Annotated in this window: 19 protein-coding genes; 7 read left to right on the top strand and 12 right to left on the bottom strand. The window is 70.4% G+C overall.

The window, feature by feature from the left end; genetic code table 11:
- Window positions 1-14 precede the first annotated feature (14 nt).
- Window positions 15-1,601, bottom strand: coding sequence for an oligopeptide:H+ symporter (locus KF903_RS09395; protein WP_291213975.1), 1,587 nt, complete (start codon window positions 1,599-1,601; stop codon window positions 15-17).
- Window positions 1,602-1,716: 115 nt separating this feature from the next.
- On the opposite strand from KF903_RS09395, the gene KF903_RS09390 reads away from it, so the two are divergent.
- Both KF903_RS09390 and KF903_RS09385 read left to right on the top strand, forming a co-directional pair.
- Window positions 1,717-3,795, top strand: coding sequence for a S9 family peptidase (locus KF903_RS09390; protein ID WP_291213973.1), 2,079 nt, complete (start codon window positions 1,717-1,719; stop codon window positions 3,793-3,795).
- A gap of 38 nt (window positions 3,796-3,833) precedes the next feature.
- Window positions 3,834-4,448: a hypothetical protein gene (locus KF903_RS09385; protein WP_291213971.1), complete on the top strand. Its 615-nt coding sequence runs from the start codon at window positions 3,834-3,836 to the stop codon at window positions 4,446-4,448.
- Window positions 4,449-4,491: 43 nt separating this feature from the next.
- Here KF903_RS09385 and KF903_RS09380 read toward each other — a convergent pair whose 3' ends face one another.
- Window positions 4,492-7,449, bottom strand: a complete 2,958-nt coding sequence (locus KF903_RS09380; protein WP_291213969.1) for a hypothetical protein — start codon at window positions 7,447-7,449, stop codon at window positions 4,492-4,494.
- A 185-nt stretch (window positions 7,450-7,634) separates the two neighbouring features.
- On the opposite strand from KF903_RS09380, the gene KF903_RS09375 reads away from it, so the two are divergent.
- On the top strand, window positions 7,635-8,816 hold the full coding sequence (locus KF903_RS09375) for a peptidoglycan DD-metalloendopeptidase family protein (protein WP_291213967.1): 1,182 nt from the start codon (window positions 7,635-7,637) through the stop codon (window positions 8,814-8,816).
- Window positions 8,817-8,858: 42 nt separating this feature from the next.
- Here the strand turns inward: KF903_RS09375 and hisIE are convergent, their stop codons facing one another.
- The 10 genes from hisIE to oxyR form a co-directional block, all read right to left on the bottom strand.
- Window positions 8,859-9,479 (bottom strand): bifunctional phosphoribosyl-AMP cyclohydrolase/phosphoribosyl-ATP diphosphatase HisIE, encoded by a 621-nt coding sequence (hisIE, locus tag KF903_RS09370; protein ID WP_291213965.1) that lies wholly within the window; start codon window positions 9,477-9,479, stop codon window positions 8,859-8,861.
- A 10-nt stretch (window positions 9,480-9,489) separates the two neighbouring features.
- Window positions 9,490-10,266, bottom strand: coding sequence for an imidazole glycerol phosphate synthase subunit HisF (gene hisF / locus KF903_RS09365; RefSeq protein WP_291213963.1), 777 nt, complete (start codon window positions 10,264-10,266; stop codon window positions 9,490-9,492).
- Window positions 10,248-10,985 (bottom strand): 1-(5-phosphoribosyl)-5-[(5-phosphoribosylamino)methylideneamino] imidazole-4-carboxamide isomerase, encoded by a 738-nt coding sequence (locus KF903_RS09360; protein ID WP_291213961.1) that lies wholly within the window; start codon window positions 10,983-10,985, stop codon window positions 10,248-10,250. Before KF903_RS09360 ends, hisF begins: the two co-directional genes overlap by 19 nt.
- Entirely contained in the window at window positions 10,982-11,575 is a 594-nt protein-coding gene (gene hisH, locus KF903_RS09355; protein ID WP_291213959.1) for an imidazole glycerol phosphate synthase subunit HisH, read from the bottom strand. The genes KF903_RS09360 and hisH overlap by 4 nt, the downstream gene beginning before the upstream one ends.
- Window positions 11,572-12,702 (bottom strand): bifunctional histidinol-phosphatase/imidazoleglycerol-phosphate dehydratase HisB, encoded by a 1,131-nt coding sequence (gene hisB, locus KF903_RS09350; RefSeq protein WP_291213957.1) that lies wholly within the window; start codon window positions 12,700-12,702, stop codon window positions 11,572-11,574. Before hisB ends, hisH begins: the two co-directional genes overlap by 4 nt.
- Window positions 12,699-13,763: a histidinol-phosphate transaminase gene (gene hisC / locus KF903_RS09345; RefSeq protein ID WP_291213955.1), complete on the bottom strand. Its 1,065-nt coding sequence runs from the start codon at window positions 13,761-13,763 to the stop codon at window positions 12,699-12,701. The genes hisB and hisC overlap by 4 nt, the downstream gene beginning before the upstream one ends.
- Window positions 13,760-15,097: a histidinol dehydrogenase gene (gene hisD / locus KF903_RS09340; RefSeq protein WP_291213953.1), complete on the bottom strand. Its 1,338-nt coding sequence runs from the start codon at window positions 15,095-15,097 to the stop codon at window positions 13,760-13,762. The genes hisC and hisD overlap by 4 nt, the downstream gene beginning before the upstream one ends.
- Window positions 15,094-15,987 carry an ATP phosphoribosyltransferase gene (gene hisG, locus KF903_RS09335; protein WP_291213951.1) on the bottom strand — a complete coding sequence of 298 codons (894 nt, stop codon included), beginning with the start codon at window positions 15,985-15,987 and terminating at the stop codon, window positions 15,094-15,096. Before hisG ends, hisD begins: the two co-directional genes overlap by 4 nt.
- Entirely contained in the window at window positions 15,984-16,319 is a 336-nt protein-coding gene (locus KF903_RS09330; RefSeq protein WP_291213949.1) for a YerC/YecD family TrpR-related protein, read from the bottom strand. Before KF903_RS09330 ends, hisG begins: the two co-directional genes overlap by 4 nt.
- Window positions 16,320-16,459: 140 nt before the next feature.
- Window positions 16,460-17,374 carry a DNA-binding transcriptional regulator OxyR gene (oxyR, locus tag KF903_RS09325; protein ID WP_291213947.1) on the bottom strand — a complete coding sequence of 305 codons (915 nt, stop codon included), beginning with the start codon at window positions 17,372-17,374 and terminating at the stop codon, window positions 16,460-16,462.
- 135 nt (window positions 17,375-17,509) lie between these two features.
- Here oxyR and KF903_RS09320 point away from each other — a divergent pair, with 135 nt between their 5' ends.
- From KF903_RS09320 to nadD, 4 genes are all read left to right on the top strand, one after another.
- Complete coding sequence (locus KF903_RS09320) at window positions 17,510-20,233, top strand: M1 family metallopeptidase (RefSeq protein ID WP_291213945.1); 2,724 nt, start codon at window positions 17,510-17,512, stop codon at window positions 20,231-20,233.
- Window positions 20,234-20,312: 79 nt separating this feature from the next.
- The gene (lptE, locus tag KF903_RS09315; protein WP_291213943.1) at window positions 20,313-20,816 is read left to right on the top strand and encodes an LPS assembly lipoprotein LptE; all 504 of its coding nucleotides are present in this window, start codon (window positions 20,313-20,315) and stop codon (window positions 20,814-20,816) included.
- Between the two features lie 43 nt (window positions 20,817-20,859).
- On the top strand, window positions 20,860-21,876 hold the full coding sequence (gene holA / locus KF903_RS09310; RefSeq protein WP_291213941.1) for a DNA polymerase III subunit delta: 1,017 nt from the start codon (window positions 20,860-20,862) through the stop codon (window positions 21,874-21,876).
- A gap of 20 nt (window positions 21,877-21,896) precedes the next feature.
- Window positions 21,897-22,532 (top strand): nicotinate-nucleotide adenylyltransferase, encoded by a 636-nt coding sequence (gene nadD / locus KF903_RS09305; protein WP_291213939.1) that lies wholly within the window; start codon window positions 21,897-21,899, stop codon window positions 22,530-22,532.
- The last annotated feature ends 335 nt before the right edge of the window (window positions 22,533-22,867 follow it).

Raw genomic sequence — 22,867 nt, 5'->3', positions numbered from 1 at the left:
GGCGCTGCGCAGCGCTATTTCACCCCGTGCATCCAGCGCCGCAGCAGCGGCGCCAGTGCCAGCACGCCGATGCCGCAGCCGATGCCGAGCCAACCCGAGAACGTGAACAGCGCGTCGTACTTGCCCAGCGCCGCGGCAACGTCGAGGGTTCCGCCCTCGGGTATCTCGAGCGCCGACAGCTTGCCCAGCTGCGCAGCCAGCACTTCCGAATACGAAGTGCCCAGGAACCAGCCGCCCATCATCAGGCCGACCACGCGCGGCACCGACAGCGCGGTCACCACCGACAGGCCGATCGGTGACAGCAGCATCTCGCCGATCTCGAGCACGAAATAGGCCAGCACGAACCAGCCGATGCCGGTGAGGCCATTGGCCTGCGGATGGCGCGCGCTCCATACCAGCACGAAGAACGACAAGCCGGCGCAGATCAGGCCCCAGGCCGACTTGGTCACGCTGCCCGGATTGCGCCCGGCGCGATCCAGGCGTGGCCACAGCCAGGCGAACGCCGGCGCCAGCAGCAGGATGAAGAACGCGCCGAGCGAGGTGAGCTGGCTTGCGCTCCACTCGATGCCGAGCGCAGCGTGGTTCATCGCGCGGTCGGAGAACAGCACCCACGAGCCGTAGGTCTGCTCGTAGAGGGTGAAGAACAGCAGGCAGAAGCCGATGAAGGCCAGCACGGCGAACATCTGCTCGCGTTCGATGCGCGTGCAGTGGCGGAACATGAACCAGCCGATGCCGCCGAGCAGGCAGGCGCTGACCGCGTGCATTGCCAGCAGCACGGGGCTGGCTTCGAGCAGGCCCGGAATCAGCGGGACGAGCACCGAATGCGACTGGATGAGGCCCCACACCACGACGATGCCGGCCAGCGCACCGAGGTAGATGAGGTGCTCGCGCGTGAGCGGGCCGAGCCGGCGCTCGCGCAGGCGCGCGGGATCGGGCGGTTCGGCGTGGCCGCGCAGGTGCTTCTGGCCGCCGAGGAAATTGGCCAGGCCCGCCAGCATGCCGATGCCGGCCGCGCCGAAACCCCAGCCCCAGCCCCAGGTTTCGCCGAGCCAGCCGCACAACAGCCCCGATACCGTCGCGCCGAGGTTGATGCCGGCATAGAACAGGCTGAAGCCGGCATCACGACGTGGATCGTTGTCGCCGTAGAGCTTGCCGACGATGGTCGAGATGTTGGGCTTGAGGAAGCCCACGCCCATGATGATGAGCGCGAGCGAGAAGTAGAACACCTGCAGTGCCGCCGCGTCGCGCACCACCTCGCCATCGATGCGACTGGCCGGATGGCCTTCGATCGCCATGCCAAGGTGGCCGAGCACGAGCAGGATGCCGCCGAAAACCACCGCCTTGCGCATGCCGAGCCAGCGGTCGGCGAGCAGGCCGCCGATCACGGGCATGGCGTAGACGAGGCCACCGTAGGCGCCGATCAGGTTGTAGCCGTGCTCGTCGGTGAACAGGTGGTACTTGACCAGGTACAACAGCAGCAGCGCCTTCATCCCGTAGAACGAAAAGCGCTCCCACATCTCGGTGAAGAAGCAGACGTAGAGCCCCTTCGGGTGGCCGAGGAACTCCTCGTGCGGCAGTGCGGCAACAGCGGGGGCGGACATGGGCGGCGAGGTGCAGGCGGCGGCAGCGGCGCAGTGTAGCGGTTGCGCGCAGTTGGCCGAACTTGCCGCGCACGGGTACCATCGCGCGCTGGTCGACCGCTTTGGGGAACTCGTGATGAAAACCGTCCTTGCCGTGGCCATGGCCGCGCTGGCGCCGGCGCTGGCCGGCGCCGCGTCGCATCCGTTCAACGTGCACGATCTGGTGATGATGCAGCGGGTCAGCGATCCGCAACTGTCACCCGACGGTCGCAGCGTGGCGTTCGCGCTGCGCCAGACCGACTACGAGGCCAACAAGGGCAAGAACGGCATCTGGCTCGTCGGTGCCGACGGCGGCAAGCCGCGCCGCCTCACCGACGTCGGCCTCAATGCCTCCAGCGCGCGCTGGTCGCCCGACGGCGGGCAGCTTTATTTCCTCGCGCCCAGCAAGGGCAGCAACCAGCTCTGGCGCATCGACGCCAAGGGCGGCTCGCCGCTGCAGGTGAGCACGCTCACGCTCGATGTCGGCAGCTTCAAGCTGTCGCCCGACGGCAAGCAGGTGCTGCTCTCGCTCGAGGTCTTTCCCGACTGCGGCGCCGATGCCGACGTCATCGCCTGCACCCAGGGCAAGCTCGATGCGCGCAAGGCCGACAAGGCCACTGGCACGGTCTACGACAAGATCTTCGTGCGGCATTGGGATACCTGGGCCGACGGACGCCGGTCGCAGCTGTTCATCGCCGACATCGGCAGCGACGGGGCGCTGGGTGCGCCGCGACTGCTGAGCAAGGCGATCGACGGCGACGTGCCATCCAAGCCGTTCGGTGACGACAGCGAGTATGCGTTCGCGGCCGATGGCCAGACCGTGTATTTCAACGTGCGCATCGCCGGCATGAGCGAGCCGTGGTCGACCAATTTCGACATCTACTCGGTGCCGGCCGACGGCAGCGGCGAGCCGCGCAACCTGACCGCCGACAATCCGGCCTGGGACGGCTACCCGTTGCTTTCGCGTGATGGCAAGACGTTGTACTGGCTGGCGATGAAGCGCGCCGGTTTCGAGGCCGATCGCTTCGGCATCATGGCGCTCGATCTGGCCAGCGGCGAGCGGCGTGAGGTCGCCCCGGCATGGGATCGTTCCGCGTCGGCGCTGACGGAATCATTCGACGGCAAGACGCTGTACACCGCCAGCGACGACTGGGGCGAACATGCGCTGTTCGCGATCGACGTGCGTACCGGCAAGGCCAGCCGCCTGAGCAAGGGCGGCAACGTGGCCGGATTTGCCGTCGGCCGCAAGGCCCTCGTGCTCGCGCGCCAGGATCTGCGCCATCCGACCGACCTGTATCGCGCCGACCTCACGGGCAAGGGCCTGCGCCAGCTCACCCAGGTCAATGCGCAGGCATTGAGCGGGATCGGTTTCGGTGAACCCGAGTTCTTCACGTTCAAGGGCTACGGCGGCGACACCGTGCAGGGTTATGTGGTCAAGCCGGTCGGCTACCGCCCCGGCCGCAAGTATCCGGTTGCGTTCATCGTGCATGGCGGTCCGCAGGGTGCGATGACCAACGATTTCCACTACCGCTGGAATCCACAGACCTACGCCGGCCAGGGCTTTGCCGTGGTGACCATCAACTTCCACGGGTCCACCGGTTACGGCCAGAAATTCACCGACGCGATCTCGGGCGACTGGGGCGGCGCGCCGTTGGAGGATCTCAAGCTCGGCTGGGCGGCTGCACTCAAGAAGTACTCGTATCTCGATGGCGGCCGCGCCTGCGCGCTCGGCGCGAGCTACGGCGGCTACATGATGTACTGGATGGCCGGCGTGTGGAACGAACCCTGGAAGTGCATCGTCAGCCACGACGGCGTGTTCGATTCGCGCATGATGAGCTACTCCACCGAGGAGCTGTGGTTCGACGAGTGGGAGCACGACGGCAAGACCCAGTACGAGGCGCCCGAGCTCTACGAGCGGTTCAACCCGGTCAACCACGTCAAGGACTGGCGCGTGCCGCTGCTCGTGGTCCACGGCGAGCAGGATTTCCGCATTCCGCTCGAGCAAGGGCTGGCCGCGTTCACCGCCGCGCAGCGGCGCGGCATCCCGAGCCAGTTCCTGCGCTTCCCCGACGAGAACCACTGGGTGCTCAAGCCGCACAACAGCGTGCTGTGGCACGACACGGTCAATGCCTGGCTCAAGCGCTGGACCGCAGGCGACGCCAAGACCACGCGCTGAACCCCCACTTCACCGCTCAAGCACAAGGCAACCGCCGCATGACCACCCGCACGCCCATTCTCGCCATCGCCGCACTGCTCGCGCTCAGTTGCGGCAGCGCCCACGCCGCGCTGTTCCCGGTCACTGGTGCGATCACCGTCAACGGCAATTTCGGCGACCTGCCGGCCGGCACCTTCGGCAACTCCAGCTACGATCCGGCGACCGGCCAGTTGTCGAGCGGCAGCTTCGTGTTTCCGCAATCGAGCGTCACGGTGCCGGTGACGGGACTGGGCAATGTCACCGTCATCTATCAGCTGAGCCAGAACGCGCCCTCCAGCGCCCAGGTCGCCAGCGATGGCGTGGCGGCGATGACGCCGGTGGCGATGACGCTGTCGGTGCTGCGGATCGACCGTCCGCTGCCGATTGCGACCGAGCCCTGCCACTTCAGCCCGATCAACCTCGAGCTGGACGGGACCGGCGCTGCCAGCGGCCTCGACCTTGAAGACCGGGCGTTCACGGTGCCGCAGACGACCGACCCGTGCGGCGGCTTTGCCAGCCAGATCAATGCCGCATTGGTCGGCAACAGCAACAGCATCACCGTACATCTGGCGGGCGATTTCACCCCGCCCGCGGGTGATACCGACAAGATCTTCGTCGACGGATTCGACGGCTGATGGCGTGGCGCAGGCCGCGTTACCGCGGCCTGCGACCCCCGATTCAGCGCGCGAGCGGATCGAAGCCGTCGGTGAAGATCGCGTCGCCGTGCGGGTTGACGCTGAAGGCCACCCGCACGCGGGTGACATTGCCTTGCTGGTCGTACACCTGGGCATTGAGGTGCCGCCGCGACAGCAGCATCAGCGGTGGATCGAGCGCGATCTCGCGCACGCCGTCGGCCACCTCGACCGCGAGGTCGGCCAGCTCGGCGCCCGCGGCGCGGCCATTGACCGCGAAGTCGGCCGTGATCGACAGCGAGCCGGGCGCGATGCCCGAGTTGGCATCACCACTGCCGATCCGCAGCGCCGTGAGCGGCGCCACGTTGATGCCTGCACGCGGCGCACTGACCGCAAGCGTGGGCTTGAGGTCATCGAGCAGCCAGCCGCGCGCCGCATTGCCATTGTCGAGCGGGGCGCCCAGGTCGATCCAGCGCACGAACGTGAGCTTCTCCTCGGCACTGAGCGGCAGCGCCGGTGGCGGCGGCATGATCGCTCCCGTGAAGTCGATGTCCGCCGCGTTGCGATCGGCGCCAGGCGGCAGCGTCGCGGCATTGCCGGGAACCGATTCGGTCGGGTGGTCGGCATTGCTCCAGCCATCCAGCCGCGCGCCGAACAGTTTCCACACCAGCAGGCTGCGCCGGCTCTGGAACGGACGCAGGTAGCGGCTCGCATTGGTCTGGCGCCAGTTGCCGTTGGTCAGCAGCGAGGGATAGCCGAACGTGCCGGCGCGGTCGGCCGCCAGCCGGTAGTAGTCGCGCGGGAAGCGCGTGGTGGCGCCCTCGTAGTTGACGACGATGTCGCTCGTGTCGGCCAGGTCCAGTTGCCCCGGTGGGTTGGCGCCCTGATGGCAGTTGGCGCACTTGGCCTGCAGGATCGGGCGGATGTCGCGCAGGAACTCGACGTCGACGTGGGTCGCGTTCTCGACCCGCAGCGAGGGCTGGCCGCCGACCTCGGTGAGCAGCGGCGTGGTGTGGACAAGGTCGACGACAGCGAAGTCCGCCTGTCCGGCCGCGGTGGTTTCGAATGCCAGCGGCTGCTGGCTGTGGGCATGACAGCCACCGCAGTCGGCGCGCATCTCGCCAGGCCGTACCTGATGCCAGGTCTGCGACATGTTGAGCACCATGCCGTGGCGATCGAGCGTCTGGAACGTGAACGGCGTGTCGGCGACGATGCGGGCCAGGAAGCTCGTGTCGGGATTGCCCTCCGGATCGAGCAGCGGTTGGCCACCCGAGGTGGTCTTGCGCAGCGGGATCTCGCCGAGCACGCGCAGGCGCTCGCTGGCATGGCTGAAGAACTGCATGCCTTCGTCGGGGCCGTAGCTGCGGTGCGTGTTCGGCTCCATCGCGAGGATGCGCACCGCCCAGATGTCGGCATTGGTGTATTTGCCGGCGTCGGCGCCCTGCGCCGCCCAGTTGCTCGACTGCTCGTTCTCGGCCGTGTTGAACACGTCGAGGCCATCGAAGCTGTTGGACCAGGAGATCACCAGCCCCGGAAAGCTCTCGTGCTTGTAGAAGCTCGAGGTACCGACCAGCCCGTACGGCGTGCCCGGCGGCAGCGCGGCGTGCACGCTGCCGTCATTGGGCAGCCATGGCAACTGCGCCGGTTCGGCGATGCCGTGGATCGTTGCGTAGGGCACCACCGCGCGCGGCCAGGCTTCGTTCCAGTTCGGATCGTTCTTGACCAGCACGAGCTGCTGCGGCGAGGTGATGGTGTTGCCGCCGGCGATGATGTAGATGCCTGCGTCGTAGTACGGCGTCGGCGCCGGCCGGTTGAGGTCGTTGGCCGGTCCCGGCGTCCACACCACGAGCAGGTCGTCGTGCGGTGCCGCCGACGGATGGGTGAACTTGCCCACGCGCTGGCCATTGCTGCCGATCGGGGCCGCTTCGTCGCTGTTGAGCGTGAACGGAGTCAGCGAATACAGGCCACGCGGCTGGAACGGCATCGTGAACGGGTACCAGGTGCCCGTGCCGAGCGTGCGGCCGATCGGGGGTGCGCCGGTGGCGAAGGCATCGTAGAACGCGGGTTGGCCGGCGGGCGGCTGCGCCGGCAACCGGTACAGCGCACCGAAACCATTGTTGTTGAAGTTGTAGTAGTCGACGACGACGAGGTCGCCGCCACCGAGCTGGGTCATGAAGTGGAACGACTGCGGCTGGTTGAACGCACTGATCACCGGTGTCCAGTGGCGGCCATCCGGCCAGATGCTCCACAGGCCCCACAGGCGCCGGTCGCGCAAGCCCTGGCTTTCGTGGCTGCTGAACATGAGGCGGCCATCGGCCAGGATCGTCGGGTGTAGCGCGCTGGAGATCGTCATCGGTGCGATCGGCGTGACGTTCTGGCCATCACCATCCATGACGTAGAGCTGCAGCGTCGGGTTGGTGAAACGCTTGGGCGGAATGAATCCGTTGCGGTTGCTGGTGAAGGCGAGCTTGCCGCCCGGCAGCGGCATCGGTCCGAGATTGAGGATGCCGTAGCCGAGCCGGTTGAAGCCGTTGGGTGGGTTGACCGGGTTGGATTCGTCCCAGTGTCCGGCACCAGTGTTGGGCGTGAACTCGCCAAAGGTCAGCCGCGTGACCTGGCGCGTGGCCAGATCGAGCCGGTAGATGTCGGCGCCCTGGTAGGGCAGTTCGCGCTGCGAGTTGATCGCGCTCGCGCGCATGTCGGGGAAGTAGCTGTAATAGACGTGCCGCGCATCGAACGACAGCGTGGGGTCGGTGACCGCGCCGTTGCCGGCCGCGACGAGCACTTCTTCGCTGCCGTCGGGGTGCAGCAGCATGAGATCGGCGCCGGGGTCGATCAGCGCCGGATGGCCGACCTCGGGCCAGGTCGTGTTGGTGTTGTCGCCAAAGCGCGCCTGGCGCACGTAGACGATGTCGTAGTCGCGCTGCACCTGGGCATGGGCCGCGACTGCGGCCATCAGGCCGAGCGCGAGCAGTGGACAGCGGGCGAGGATCGAGGTCGACATGGCGCGGTCCGGGCTGGTTGGCAGGGCGATCGATACTGTAGGCGGGCCCGTCGCGGCCCGGCGTGCCGTCCGTCACATGGCTGCGACCGTCCATCGTCGCGTCGACGAGCGCATGGTCGGGCGCGATTGCCGCCAGCAGGGCGCGCGCGTATCGTGGCCGCGTCGCAACCAAGCGAGCGCACGACATGCCGACTGCATCGATGTCATGGCTTCTGGCAGGCGCGCTCGCGGCGGCCAGCAGCCAGCCACCGGCCGGTGGCGGACGCTTCGATCCGCCCCATGACGAACTCAGCCCGCAGCAGCGGGCGCGCATCGATGCCGAGCTCGCCGCCAACGTCGCGCGCCTGCAGGCCGAGGGCAAGCTCGCCACGGTGGCGCCGTGGCCGCTGCCGTTGCAGGGTGGGCTGCAGTGGCCATTGCGGCCGGCGGCCGGCCAGACCGATCCGGCCTACCATGGCATTTCCAACTTCGTCGACCTCGACAGCAGCTATCCCGGCCACGTGCTCGACTGGAATTGCGGCACGCGCAGCTACGACCTCGCCAGCGGCTACAACCACGCCGGCATCGACATCTTCCTGTGGCCGTTCGCCTGGCTGCGCATGGACCAGCAGGCCGTCGACATCGTCGCGGCCGCGCCCGGCACGATCATCGGCAAGGTCGACGGCAATGACGACCGCAGCTGCCCCGATCATTACTCCGCCGACTGGAATGCGGTGTACGTGCAGCATGCCGATGGCAGCGTGGCCTGGTATGGCCACATGAAGAAGGCCTCGCTGACCGCCAAGCCGATCGGCGCGAGCGTGGCGGTGGGAGAGTTGCTCGGCAAGGTCGGCAGCGCAGGGTTTTCGAGCGGGCCGCATCTGCACTTCGAGAACCACTCCGCACTGACCAACTACACGATCCTCGAGCCCTGGCATGGCGCCTGCAACGCGCCGGCCTCGCTGTGGGCCGCGCAACGGCCCTACTACGATTCGGCAATCAACAAGCTCGCCACCCACAGCGCGCCGCCGGTATTCCCGAGCCCGAACTGCCCCAATCCCGTGGCCGAGACGCCCAATCTCAGCGATCGCTTCGTCGCCGGCGCACGGGTGTATTTCGCCGCCTACTATCGCGACCAGCTGTCGGCGCAGTCCACCGCGTTCACGATCACGCGCCCCAATGGCAGCGTGTTTGCGAACTGGAGCTTCAAGATGGCCGATGCCACCAGCGATCCGTACTACTCGGCGGCGTTCTGGTACTGGTATTTCGACCTGCCCGGCAACGCCCCGCCCGGCCTGTGGCGCTTCCGTGCCAGCTACCAGTCGGCCACCTACACGCACGAGTTCTACGTCGGCGACGTGATCTTTGCCAACGGCTTCGACGGTTGAGCCGCGCCACCGCGGCGCACGCGGGTCGGTGCCGGCGCCGATTCAACGTGTGGCGTGGCGGCGCGCGAGTTCGCCGACCACGTCGGCCAGCGAGAGGTCGGCGCCGCGCAGCAGCACGAGCAGGTGGAACACGAGGTCGGCGGCTTCGCTGCGCAGGCTCTCGCGATCGCCCGTCGCCGCAGCCAGCGCCACCTCGACGCCTTCCTCGCCAACCTTCTGCGCGCGTCGCGCGGCCGGCGCTGCGAGCAGACGCGCGACGTAGCTCGTGGCCGCATCGGCCTCGGCGCGTCGTGCGATGAGCGCCTCCAGCTCGTTGAGCCAGGGTTGGGCCGGAGCGGCGCCGTCGAAGCAGGTCGGTGTGCCGCGGTGACAGGTCGGACCATGCGGCAGGACCTGGGCCAGCAGCGTATCGCCGTCGCAATCGGCTGCCAGCGTGACGAGTTCGAGTCCGTGGCCCGAGTGTTCGCCCTTGCGCCACAGGCACTGGCGCGAGCGCGACCAGAAATGCAGCAGGCGCGTGGCCAGCGTGCGCGCGAGCGCCGCGCGGTTGGTGTAGCCGAGCATCAGTACGCGGCCATCGTGCGCGTGCTGGGCGATCAGCGGCACGAGCCCGTCGCCCTTGTCCCAGTCCAGCCGCGCAGCGAGATCGGTGTCGGCAGTCATCGAGCGATCCTCATGGCCGCACCACGATGCCGCGTGCGGCCAGCGCGCGCTTGAGTTCGTCGATGCGGAGTTCGCCGCTGTGGAACACGCTGGCCGCGAGTGCGGCATCGACATCGCCGCGCTCGAATACCTCGACGAAGTGCGCGATGCAGCCGGCGCCGCCGGAGGCGACCAGCGGCAGCCCGGTGGCGGCGCGCACCGCGCCCAGTTGCGTCAGCGCGTAGCCCGCGCGCACGCCATCGTGGCGGATCGCGTTGAGCACAATCTCGCCGGCGCCGCGCCGCTCCGCCTCGCGCACCCAGGCGAGCAGGTCGCGGCCGGCGTCGTGGGCCGCGTCGGGCCGACCGCTGTTGGCGACCACGCGCCAGTTCGACGTCGCCTCGCCCTGCGCATCGACATCGATGCCGAGCACGACGCATTGGCTGCCGAAACGCGCCGCCAGTTCGTCGATGAGCTGTGGCCGTGCCAGCGCCGGGCTGTTCACCGACACCTTGTCGGCACCGGCCGCGAGCACGGCCTCGGCGTCGGCCACGCTGCGGATGCCGCCGGCAACGCAAAACGGAATGTCGAGCTCGCACGCCACCCGCGCGACCCAGGCCGCATCGACGCAGCGCCGCTCGGGGCTGGCCGTGATGTCATAGAACACGAGCTCGTCGACGCCTTCGCTGGCGTAGCGGCGTGCCAGTTCGACGATGTCGCCGACCACGCGGTGGTCGCGGAAGCGCACGCCCTTGACGACCGCGCCGGCGGCGACGTCGAGGCAGGCAATCACGCGGCGCGCGAGCATGCGCTCAGCTCCTCCAGGCTCAGGCTGCCCTCGAGCAGGGCGGTGCCGGCCACGCAGGCGGCGACGCCGGTCGTGGCCAGCGCGGCGACATCGGCCGCATCGCGCACGCCGCCCGAGGCGATCCAGGCGATGCCGGGCCAGCGCGCCGCGAGCACGCGATACAGCGCGAGGTTCGGTCCGGCGCGCATCCCGTCGTGCTCGATGTCGGTGCACAGCACGTGGCGCAGACCCGCGTCTAGCAGGCGTTCGACGAGACTTGGAAAGTCGATCTGCGCCGTGGTCTGCCAGGCATCGAGCGCGGGCCGCCAGCGGCCATCGTCGCCGAGCCGCAGGTCGAGCGCGACGCAGAGGCGCTCGCTGCCATAGTCGGCCAGCCATTGCGCGACGCGCTCCGGTTCGCGGGCGGCGAGGCTGCCGACCACCACGCGCGCCACGCCGGCGGCAAGCAGCGCCTCGACATCGGACTGGCTGCGCACGCCGCCGCCGGCCTGCAGCGCCGACCCGGCCTGGGCCAGTTGCGCCACCAGTGCGAGCTGGCGCGGCGTACCGGCGCGAGCGCCATCGAGGTCGACCACGTGCAGCCAGCGGGCGCCGGCTTGCGCATAGCGCCCCGCGAGCGCGAGCGGCTCGGTGGCGAACCGGCGTGTCTGCGCAAAGTCGCCTTGGCGCAGGCGCACGACGTGCCCGTCGCGCAGGTCGATGGCTGGGATCACGATCATGTCAGGGCGAAGAAATTGGCCAGTGCGCGGCGGCCGGCCGCGGCGGATTTCTCGGGATGGAACTGCATGCCGGCGACCTGTCCGCGCGCGACCGCAGCCGCGAACGGCTGGCCGTGGACGCAGCAGGCGATGGTGTCGGCGGCGCCGCTGGCGGCGTAGCCATGCACGAAATAGAACCAGTCGGCGCTGCCGATGCCGGCCAGCAGCGGATGCGGCCGCGTCGTCGCCAGCGTGTTCCAGCCCATGTGCGGCCAGCGCGGCGCCGCCGGCAGGCGCTCGACGCGGCCCGGCAGCAGGCCGAGGCCGTCGACCTCGCCCTCGGCCAGGCGCTCGAACAGCAGCTGCATGCCGAGGCAGATGCCGAGCAGCGGTTGGCGCAGGCCTGCGATCACGCGGTCGAGTCCGCTCTCGCGCAGGTGGCGCATCGCCGGCGCGGCCGCACCGACGCCGGGCAGGATGACGTGGCTGGCGGCGCGAATCGTGGTGGCCTGGTCGCTCACCGTGGCCGCGACGCCGAGCCGCGCGCAGGCCGCGAGCAGGGAGCCGAAATTGGTACCGCCGGCGCGGATGATGACCGCGCGCGCGCTCATGCCGCGTGCTCCGCCACCAGCATGCCCTTGCTGCTCGGGATCGCCGCGCCGTCGCGACGCATCGCCTGGCGCAAGGCGCGACCGACCGCCTTGAAGCAGGCCTCGACCATGTGGTGGGCGTTGCTGCCGGCCACGTGCAGGTGCAGCGTCGCGCCGAGCGCGTCGGCCAGGCTGGCGAAAAAGTGCGCTACGAGCTCGCACGGCAGCGCGCCCACCGCCTCGCGCGGAAAGCTGCCGCTGAAGCGGCAGTGGGCGCGCCCCGACAGGTCGAGCGCGACGTCGGCGCGGGCCTCGTCCATCGGCGCACTGAAGCCGATCGCGCCGCTCGCGCGCAGTGGCAGTTCAGCCGGATCGAATCCATAGCGGGCGATGCCACGCCGCTCGCCGAGCGCGCGCCGCAGCGCCGCGCCGAGCGCGAGCGCGCAGTCCTCGACGCTGTGGTGCTCGTCGACCGCAAGATCGCCGGTACAGTCGAGCTCGAGCGCGAAGCCACCGTGCACCGCGAGTTGTTCGAGCATGTGGTCGAAGAAGCCGATGCCGCTGGCGATGCGCGCGCCCGGCCCGGCATCGAGATCGACGCGCACCACGATGCGCGTCTCGCGCGTGGCGCGCTCGACCTCGGCGCGCCGCGGCGCATCGAGCAACAGCGCGGCGATGCCGGCCCAATCGAGATCGGCGCCGATGCGCAGGCCACGCAACCCCATGTTGGCAGCCAGTTCGAGATCACTGTCGCGGTCGCCGACCACGACGCTGTGGCTGCGGTCGAGCGCGCCATCGACGAGCCAGTGGCGCACGAGGCCGACGCCGGGCTTGCGCGTGGGCCGCTGTTCATGCGCGAAGCTGCGGTCGATCAGCACCTCGCGGAACACGATGCCCTCGCCGGCGAGGATGTCGAGCAGCAGCGCATGCGGGCCGGCGAAGTCCGACTCGGGGAAACTCGCGCTGCCCAACCCGTCCTGGTTGCTGACCATGACGAGGACGTAGCCGGCCGCGACGAGGCGGCGCAGTGCCGCGATGACGCCCGGCAGCAGGCGCAGCTTGGCAAAGCTGTCGATCTGCGCGTCGGGCGGCTCGACGATGAGCGTGCCGTCGCGGTCGACGAACAGGACTTTCTCCGCTGCGCTCATCGCCCCTCCGTTGCGAGCGCGGCCAGCACTGCGTCGTTGTGCTCGCGCGCGCCGATGCTCACGCGCAGACAACCCTCGAGCCCAGGCTGGCTGGAGAAGTCGCGCACGAGGATGCCGGCCGCGAGCAGGCGTGCGAACGTCGCCGCGGCGTCGACGCAGCGCAACAGCAGGAAGTTGCCGGCCGACGGCCACACCTGCACGATGCCTGCACAGGCGCCGAGGGCGTCGCGCAGGCGTTCGCGTTCGCGCACCAGCCATGAGCTGCGCTGGCGCGTGCGCGCGAGCGCGGGCGCGGCGAGCGCGGCCAGTGCCGCCGCCACGCTCGGGGTCGGCAGCGGGTAGGGCGGTGCGATGCGCGCGACGAGGTCGACGATGTCGGCGCGCGCGATCAGCGTGCCGATGCGCGCGCCGGCCAGGCCATGCGCCTTGGACAGCGTGCGCAGCACGGCGAGGTTGGCGTGTTCGGCGATGCGCGCGGCGGCGCTGGGCACGGCGGCGAATTCGATGTAGGCCTCGTCGACGACGAGCAGGGCGCGCCCGGCCAGCGCCGTGGCGAGCGTGTCGATCGCGGCGTGGTGGAGTGCGCCGGTGGGATTGTTGGGCGAACACAGGAACACGAGCTTGGTGGCGGCATCGACGTGCGCCAGCAGAGCCTTGGCATCGAGCGCGAAGCCGGCTCGCGCGTCGAGGGCGTGGGCGCGGAACTCCACGCCCTGCACGGTCGCGCCGATGCGATACATGCCGAAACTCGGCGCGAGGCCGACCACGTTGTCGTGCCCGGCGCGGCAGAACGCGCGCAGCAACAGGTCGATCGCCTCGTCGCTGCCGCGACCGCTCCACAGCTGCGTCGGCGCCACCGCGTACAGCTCGGCCAGGCGCTCGCGCAGCCGTTCCGGTTGCGGTTCCGGGTAACGGTTGAGCGCAGCCTCCGCGGTGCCGGCATCGGGCCACGGCGATTCGTTGGCATCGAGCCGGATCGGCGCCGTGAAGCCGCTGCGGCGGGCCGAGGCGTAGGGCTTGAGCGCGACCAGTTCGGGCCGCGCGCGGGCGAGCATGTTCATCGCGCGGCCTCCAGTGCCGCCAGGCGCAGATCGACCGCGCGCGCGTGTCCTTCCAGCCCCTCGCTGCGCGCGAGCAGGGCCGCGTCGGGACCGACCGAGGCGATCGCCGCGGCATTGAGTTCCTGCACGTACACGCGGCGCTGGAAGCTGTCGACGCCGACGCCGCCGAACGCTCGCGCGAAGCCGAGTGTCGGCAGTACGTGGTTGGGGCCGGCGCAGTAGTCGCCGACCGTTTCGGGCGACCACGGGCCGAGAAAGATGCTGCCGGCCTGGTTGAGCCGCGGCAGCAACGCGCGCGCATCGCGTACGTTGACGATGAGATGCTCGGGCGCATAGCGCTCCGACACCGCGATCGCCTCGTCGAGGCTGCCCACACGCAGCAGGCGGGCGTGGGCGAGTGCGGCGGCGGCGATGCGGCGTCTCGGCAACGTCGCGAGCTGGCGCGCAATGGCGTCGGCGACCGCGCCGAGCAGGCGCTCGCTCGCGCTCACGAGCAGCACCTGCGAATCGCTGCCGTGTTCGGCCTGGGCCAGCAGGTCGGCGGCGACGAATTGCGGATCGGCGCTGTCATCGGCGATGACGAGCACCTCCGAGGGGCCGGCCGGCAGGTCGATCGCAGCGCCCTGCGGATCGGCGGCGACCTCGAGCTTGGCTGCGGTGACCCAGGCGTTGCCGGGGCCGAACAGCTTGGCGCAGCGCGGCACCGACTCGGTGCCGTAGGCGAGGGCGGCAATCGCGTGCGCGCCGCCGAGCTTGAACACGCGGCCGACACCGCACAACTGCGCCGCGAGCAGGATCGCCGGGTCGGCGCTGCCATCGGCGCGCGGCGGCGTGGCCAGCACGACCTCGCGGCAACCGGCCACGCGCGCCGGAACCGCCAGCATCCACACGGTCGAGGGCAGCGGTGCGCTGCCGGCCGGTGCGTACAGGCCGACGCGGTCGATCGGTCGGATGAGCTGCTCGCAGCGCAGGCCCGGCGCGGTGTCGCAGCGCAGGTCGGTGCCGAGCTGGGCGCGGTGGAAGGCCTCCACGCGCGCGATCGCGCGGCGCATGGCGGCCTGCGTCGCCGCCGGCACCTGGTCCCGTGCAGCGACGAATTCAGCCGGCTCGACGGCGAGCGCATCGAGCGTGCAGTGGTCGAAGCGCGCGCCGAACTCGCGCAGCGCGGCGTCACCGCGACTGCGCACCGCAGCGATGATCGCGCGCACGGCGGCGCTGCGCGCGGGATCGGCGAGCGGCGCCGGGCGCGCCAGCACGGTCTCGCGCGCGACGTCGTCGAGGCGGCTCCAGTCGATGATGGCGCCGGCAGCGGCGGCCTGCGGCAGCGCGTTCATGCCAGCATGCGCTCCACGTTGAGGACCATGAGCCCGCGCGCGCCGAGACGTTTGAGTTCCTCGAGGTGCTGCCAATCGAGGTCGGCGCCGCACAGGGCCTGCAGCGCGACATCGTCGGGCCGCCCGTCGAGGCCAAGGACCGATGCCGGTTCGCGCGCCGGCAGCAGGCGCTCGATCGCGGCCAGTGCGCTGCGCGGTGCCTGCAGCATGAGCAGGCGCACGCCGTTGCCGGCCAGTGCCGCATCGATGCGCGCGCACAGGCGCTCGATCTGACTGGTGATGGCGGCGGCGTGGGTGCGGGCGGCGCGCACGAGCACCGCTTCGCTGCGCAGCACCGTGGTCAGCTCATGCAGCTGGTTGGCCGCCAGCGTCGCGCCGCTCGAGACGAGGTCGCAGATCGCGTCGGCCTTGCCCAGTCGCGGCGCGATCTCGACCGAACCGTTGAGCAGCACGACCTCGGCCACGATGTCGTGCGCACGCAGCCAGCCTGCCGTGAGCTGCGGGTACGAGGTGGCGATGCGCAGACCGGCGAGATCGGCCGGCCGCGCGAGCGCGCCGCCGTCGGGGACCGCCAGCGCGAGGCGGCAATGGCCGAAACCCAGGGCGCGATGTTCGAGCGGGAAGTCGATGCCGGTGCTCGCCGCGCGCTGCTCATCGAGCACGTTGCGGCCGACGATGCCCAGTTCGCAGCTGCCTTCGACGAGCAGCCCGGGAATGTCGTCGTCGCGTACCAGCAACACGTCGATCGGCAGACTCTCGCCGTACAGGAACAGCTTGTCGCGGCTCTCGCGGAACACCAGGCCGGCGCGGCGCAGCAGCGCAAGCGAGTCCTGCGCGAGCCGTCCCGATTTCTGCACGGCGATGCGCACGCGGTCACGGGTTTCGCTCATGGCTGGGTGTTCCTGCGTGGTTTGCGCCGGCGCTCGAGGCGGGCCGCCGCCAGCGCGTAGCCGCCGGCACCCTGCTCCAGGCAGCGCGCGACGCGGCCGATGGTGGTGATGCTGACGGCGGTGGTGTCGTGGATCTGGCGATAGGGCTCGCCGGCGACGAGGTGCGGCACCACGCTCCAGCGCTCGCGCATCGCCTCGCGCTCGGCCGGCGTGCACAGGTCGTCGAGGAAGGCCTGCATTTCGGCCACGCTGCGCAGGCTCAGCAAGGCTTCGCACAACGCCTGTTCGGTACGGCGCGAATCGACGTTGGGCTGGATCGGGCGACGCTTCATGTCAATGTATTAGCGCGTTAATACGTTGACAACGATACGTGGCCACGCATGGGCGCGTCAAGCGGAAGGGACAGGGTTGGGGACTGGCGCGGCCGACAACGGCGTGGAAGCGGCGCCCGGCCGCGAGCGCCGTGGACCGCTCAGGCCGCGTCGCGGTATTCGAACAGCGACCGCGGCAGGGCGCGGATCAGGCCCGCCACGGTCGTGAGCAGGTGCGCCTGCGCCGAACTCTTGCGCCAGACCAGGCCGATTCTGCGGCGGGGCGGGGTGCCGCGGAACGGCACGAGATGGACATGCGCCGACGGCGCCACCGGCGGCTTGACCGCCAGCAGCGGCAGCAGCGTGATGCCGACATTGGCGGCGACCATCTGGCGCAGGGTTTCGAGGCTGGTGGCGCGAAAGCCGCTCTGCTCGCCGGCGCCGGCGTGGCGGCAGACCTCGAGCGCCTGGTCGCGCAGGCAATGGCCATCCTCGAGCAGCAGCAGGCTGTGCTCGGCCAGGTCGTCGAGGCGGAGCGACTTGCGCCGCGCCAATGGGTGGCCATCGGGTACCGCCAGCAGGAACGGCTCGTCGAACAGGACTTCGACGTGCAACTGCTCCTCGTGCAGCGGCAACGCGAGGATGGCCGCATCGAGCCGCCCATCGCGCAACTGGCCGAGCACGACCTCGGTCTTTTCCTCGGTCAGCAGCAGCTCCAGATGCGGGAAGCGTTCGCGCATGCGCGGCACGATGTGCGGCAGCAGGTACGGCCCGAGCGTGGGGAAGATGCCCAGGCGCAGCGTGCCGGCCTCGGGATCGAGCGTGCGCCGCGCCACCGCCCTGATCTCGTCGACCTCGCGCAGCACCGCGCGCGCATGCTGCACGACTTCGCGGCCGACGGTGGTGAGCAGCACCTTGCGCGGCAGGCGCTCGACAAGCGCCACGCCGAGTTCTTGCTCCAGCTTGCGGATCTGCGTCGACAGCGTGGGTTGGCTCACGAAGCTCGCCGCCGCGGCGCGACCGAAATGCCTGTGCTCGGCCAGGGCAACGAGATAACGCAGGTCGCGCAGATTCATGGGTGGGCGGCGGCAGGCGCGCGGGCGGCGGTGGCGCGATGCTAGCAGGGTGCCTTGCGTGGTGGCCGGGCGTGACCTCCAGCCCATAGCCGCATGCCGGGCGGCGGTTACAGTGGGCGAGTATATGGCTGGGGCATGCTCATGCGCGTCATTGGTGCGATCTTGTTGCTCGCGTTCACCTGTCTTGGCGTCGCGGCCGCGCGCGCGGCCGCGGCGGGCAGCGAAGTCGTCCCGGACGGCAAGCTGCCGCAGGTGGCGACGCCACTGGCCTACATCCTCGACATCACGGCCGACCCGCGCGCCGATCGGTTCGAGGGCCGTGCGCGCATCCGCGTGCGGCTCGAACAAGCGGCCACGCGCGTTTGGCTGCATGCGCAGCGGATCGATGTCCACCAACTCGTCGCGAGCGATGCCAATGGCAGGGCGCTCAAGGCCACGGTGCAGCTGCATGGCGACACGGGCGTGCTCGAGGTGCGGTTCGCGGCACGCGTGCCGGCGCAGGAGATCCTGCTCGACTTCCGCTATGGCGCCGCGTTCAACGCCGAGCTGCAGGGGCTGTACAAGGTCCGGCTCGGTGATGACGCCTACGCGATGACGCAGATGGAGCCGGTCAGCGCGCGCTACGCGTTTCCGGCCTTCGACGAGCCGCGCTTCAAGACCCCGTTCGATATCTCGCTGACGGTGCCGGTGGCCGACGTCGCGGTCGCCAACACGCGCCAGACCGGCCAGACCAAGTCGCCCGACGGCCAGTGGAAGACGCTCAGCTTCGCGACCACCCGGCCGCTGCCGACCTACCTCGTCGCGTTCGCGATCGGGCCATGGGACGTGGTCGAGGCCCAGCCGATCGCGCCGAACGCAGTGCGCAAGGCGCCACTGCCGCTGCGCGGGATCGCCGCGCGCGGCAACGGCGCCAAGCTCGATTGGGCCCTGCAGACCGCCGCCGCGATCGTGCCGTGGTTCGAGGACTACAGCGGTCAGCCGTATCCGTTCGACAAGCTCGACCTGCTCGGCGCGCCGGATTTCTCGGCCGGTGCGATGGAAAACGCCGGGCTCATCATCTACCGCGATGCGGAACTGCTGATCGACAAGCAGTCGGCGGCCGAGCGTTATCGCGGCGTGTTCAACATCAACGCACACGAGATCGCCCACCAGTGGTACGGCGATCTCGTCACGGTGCCGTGGTGGGACGACCTCTGGCTCAACGAGGCGTTCGCGACCTGGGCCCAGGCCAAGGCCACGCTGGCGCTGCATCCCGAGTACGACGCCGAGCTCGGTGCACTCGAAGGTCGGCAGTGGGCGATGGCGAGCGACAGCCTGCTCAGCACGCGCAAGATCCGCCAGCCGATCGATGGTCGCGGCGACATCGAGACCGCGTTCGACGGCATCACCTACCAGAAGGGCGCGGCGGTGCTGGCGATGGTCGAGCGCTGGGTCGGCGAGGATCGGTTCCGCGCCGGCATGCGGGCTTATCTTGCGGCGCATGCGTTCGGCAGTGGCAGCTCCAACGACCTCATCGCCACGCTGGCCGAGCACGCCGGCAAGGGCGCTGCGCTCGCACGCGTCATGCGCAGCTTCCTCGACCAAGCCGGCGTGCCGCTGGTCAAGGCCAGCCTCGACTGCGCGGACGGCAAGGCCACGCTTGCACTCGCGCAGACGCGCCATCTGCCGCTGGGCGTGATGGCCAGCACCCGCGCGCAGTGGTCGGTACCCGTATGCGTTCGGTTCGGGCGCGGCGACGGCAGCGATGCGCAGTGCTTCCTGCTCGAGCAGGCGCAGCAGCAGTTTGCCGTCGCCGGTGCCTGCCCGGACTGGTTGCTGCCCAATGCCGATGCGCGCGGCTACTACCGCTTCGAACTCGCGCCGGCCGATTTCGCGCGACTGACCGCCGCCCATGCGCGACTGCGCGCGCCCGAGCAGCTCGTGCTGGCCGATGCGCTCGACGCGGCGTTCGCGCGCGGCAGCCTCGCGCCCGACGCGTTGCTCGACGCGATGCCGGCATTCGCCGACTCGGGCGTGCCGCAGGTCGCAACGGCGCTGTTTCCGCGCTACCTGTGGATCCGCCGGCAGTTGGCGGGCGCCAGCACCGGTCTGGCCCTCGACGCCTGGGTCGCCGATCTCTACGACGCACGCATGCGCGGACTCGGTTGGCGGCGCCAGGCGGGCGAGGCCGGCACCGTCACCGCACTGCGCAGGCGCCTGGCCCACTTCCTCGCCACCGAGGTCCGCCAGCCGGCCGCACGCGCCGCGCTGGCCGCCCAGGGGCGGGCCGCGCTCGGCCTCGATGGCAGCGGCACGGTCGACCTGGCGCGAGCCGATCCCGACCTGCTCGATGACGCGCTCAAGATCGCGGTGCAGGACGGCGGCGCGCCGGCCTACGCCGCCGCGCAACGCGCCTTCGAGGCCAGCCGCAACACCGCCCAGCGCTATGCGCTGGTCGCCGCGCTCGGCGCCAGCACCGAGCCGGCGCTCGCCGCGCGCGCACGCGACTTCGGCCTGACGCCCCGGGTGCAGGTCGGCGAGATGAACTACCTCTACGAGGCCCAGCTCGACGAGCCGGCCAATCGTGCCGCGGCCTGGCAGTGGCTGCACGCGCACTTCGACGCGCTGCGCGAGCGCCTGCCCCCGTTCGCGCAAGCGGGCCTGCCGGCCCGGTTTGCGGTCGGCCGCTGCAGCATGGCCGCGGCCGACGAGCTGGCCGCGTTCTTCACGCCGCGCATCAAGGATCTCATCGGTGGTGAGCGTGGACTGGCGCAGACGGTCGAACGGATCCGCCAGTGCGCGACACTGCGCGAGCAGCTCGATGCGCGGCCACTCGACGAATGGGCGGCGGCACACCGGCCGCGGCAGGCGTCGCATTGAGCGCAGGCGTGGTGCTCGCCGGGCGGGCGCCGCGCACCGTATGATGCGCAGCCTGTCGCTTCGAGCTGCCGGATTCCGCATGAACCTGCTTCGCCTCGTCATTGCCGCCATCCTTGGTGCCGCGCTCGCGGCCTGCGGTTTCCATCTGCGTCGGGAAGCGCAACTGCCGGCGGCGATGCAGCGCGTGCACATCGACATCGCCGATGCCTCGAGCGCGCTCGCGCGCGACCTCGGCAAGGCATTGCAACGCTCGGGTGCGCAACTGGTTGCCCAAGGCGGCGCCGGCGCCGCCACGCTCAAGGTGGGCGGCAACGGCTATTCGACCGACGTGCTGTCGGTCGGCGGCAATGCCCGTGCCACCGAATACACGCTGCGCTATCGCGTGGAGGTGAGCGCGACCGATGCGGCTGGCGGCGAGCTGCTGCCGGTACAGACCATCGAGCTGACGCGCGACTTCACCTTCGACGCGAGCCAGGCGCTCGGCATCGCCGCCGAAACCGATCTGCTGCGGCAGGAGCTCGAGCGCGACATGGTAGCCACCATTCTGCGTCGCCTGCAGGTCGTCGCGCGCGGCGAGCATTGAACCGCGGCGGCCGCGCGCCGCCACCGCCACGTACAATGCCGCGATGGCCACCTCGCTGCCCGCCCTGCGCAAGCACCTGTCCGCCGCCGAACTGGCGCCGGTCTACCTCGTGGCGGGAGCCGAGCATCTGCTCGTGATCGAAGCGGCCGACGCGCTGCGCGCGCGGGCGCGCGAGCTGGGCTACGTCGAGCGCGATGTGCTCGACGCCGAGGCGAACTTCGACTGGCGGCGTCTGGGCGATGCCGGGCAGTCGTTGTCGTTGTTTGCCAGTCGCAAGCTCATCGACCTGCGTCTGCCCAGCGGCCGGCCCGGCAAGGACGGCGCCGAAGCGCTGGCCGCCTATTGCGCGGCGCCGCCGCCCGACACCGTGCTGCTGGTCACCGCCAACGACTGGAGCAAGAAGCACGAAGGCGCCTGGACGGCCGCGATCGAGCGCACCGGCGTGTTCGTGCCGGTATGGCCGTTGCGGCGCGAAGAGCTGCCTGACTGGATCGCCGCCCGCGCCGCCACGCGCGGACTCACGCTCACCGCCGATGCGATCACGCTGGTCGCCGACCGCGTCGAAGGCAACCTGCTTGCGGCAGCGCAGGAGATCGACAAGCTCGCGTTGCTGCACGGCGGCCGCACGCTCGACCTGGCCGCACTCGAAGCCAGCGTCGCCGACGACGCGCGTTACGACGTGTTCCGCCTCGCCGATGCGGCGCTCGTCGGCGACGCGCCGCGCGCGCTGCACATCGTTGCCGGCCTGCAGGCCGAGGGCGAAGAGCTGATCCCGATGCTGGGCTGGATCCTGACCCAGTTGCGCGTGCTCGCGCGCGTCGACGCCAGCGCCAGTCCCGAACGCGCGCTCGCCGCCGAGAACATCTGGCCGAAGGCGCGCGCCGGCCTGTTCCAGCGCGCGCTGCGCAACGGCGTGCGCGGCCACTGGCAGCGCTGCCTGGTGCAGGCGGGACTGGTCGATCGCATCGCCAAGGGTCGCGCCGACGGCGATGCCTGGCGCGAGTTCGAGCGACTCATCGCCGCGATCGCCGCGCCGCGCCGCGCCGCGGGCCTGCTGTGACGGCTGCCGGGACTGCCGCGATGCGCCCTCTCGCGCTGCTCGGCGGCACCTTCGATCCGATCCACAACGCGCACCTGCGCGTGGCCTGGGAGGCCGCCGAGTGCCTCGATGCCGAGGTACGGCTGGTGCCGGCACCAGTGCCGCCGCATCGCGCGCAACCGGTTGCCAGCGCCGAGCAGCGCGTGGCGCTCGTGCGCGCCGCGCTGACCGGACAGGAGCGGCTCGTGCTCGACACGCGCGAACTGCGCCGCGCGGGCCCGTCCTACACGGTCGACACCCTCGCCGAACTGCGCGCCGAGATCGGCCCGCAGCGGCCGCTGGTGCTGCTGGTCGGTGCCGATGCCTTCGCCGGCCTGCCGAGCTGGCATCGCTGGACCGAACTGTTCAGCCATGCCCACATCGGCGTGCTGACACGCCCTGGCCATGGCGGCACCTTGCCGACCGAACTGCGCACCCGGATCGCGTCGCGGCGCGCGAACCACGCGGATGCGCTGCGGACCACACCGGCCGGCCGCGTGCTGGCGATCACGGTCACGCCACTGGAGATTTCGGCGACGCAGGTGCGCAGCCTGCTCGCGGCCGGCCGTGAACCGCGCTATCTCGTGCCCGACGCACTGCTCGCCGAGCCCGCCTTGCTGGCGCCCTATCGGGCCTGAGCGGCTGGGGTGGCTGGGTTCCGTGCTGCCGGGGCTTTCGTCGGTGAGTCTCGGTTGGGTCCTCGCGGGGACCGACTCACGTCCGTGGTGGGGTTGTTTTGCATCGGTGGGTGGCTTGCGTCGGTTGGCTTGGGCGCTGATTCGATCGTTGGCTTCTTTGCGAAAACCGACTCACGTCCCTGGTGGGCTCGTTGTGCATTGGTGGGCGGCATGCGCCGGTTGGCTTGGGCGCTGATTCGATCGTTGGCTTCTTTGCGAAGACCGACTCACGTCCCTGGTGGGCTCGTCCCGCATCCCTGCGGGCCGGTGTCTTTCTCTTGCTTGCCCAAGAGAAC

The sequence above is a fragment of the Dokdonella sp. genome (assembly GCF_019634845.1).
Classification (GTDB): Bacteria; Pseudomonadota; Gammaproteobacteria; order Xanthomonadales; family Rhodanobacteraceae; genus Dokdonella_A.
Note: the sequence above shows the minus strand (reverse complement) of the source record. Positions and strands in the feature narration are given on the sequence as shown.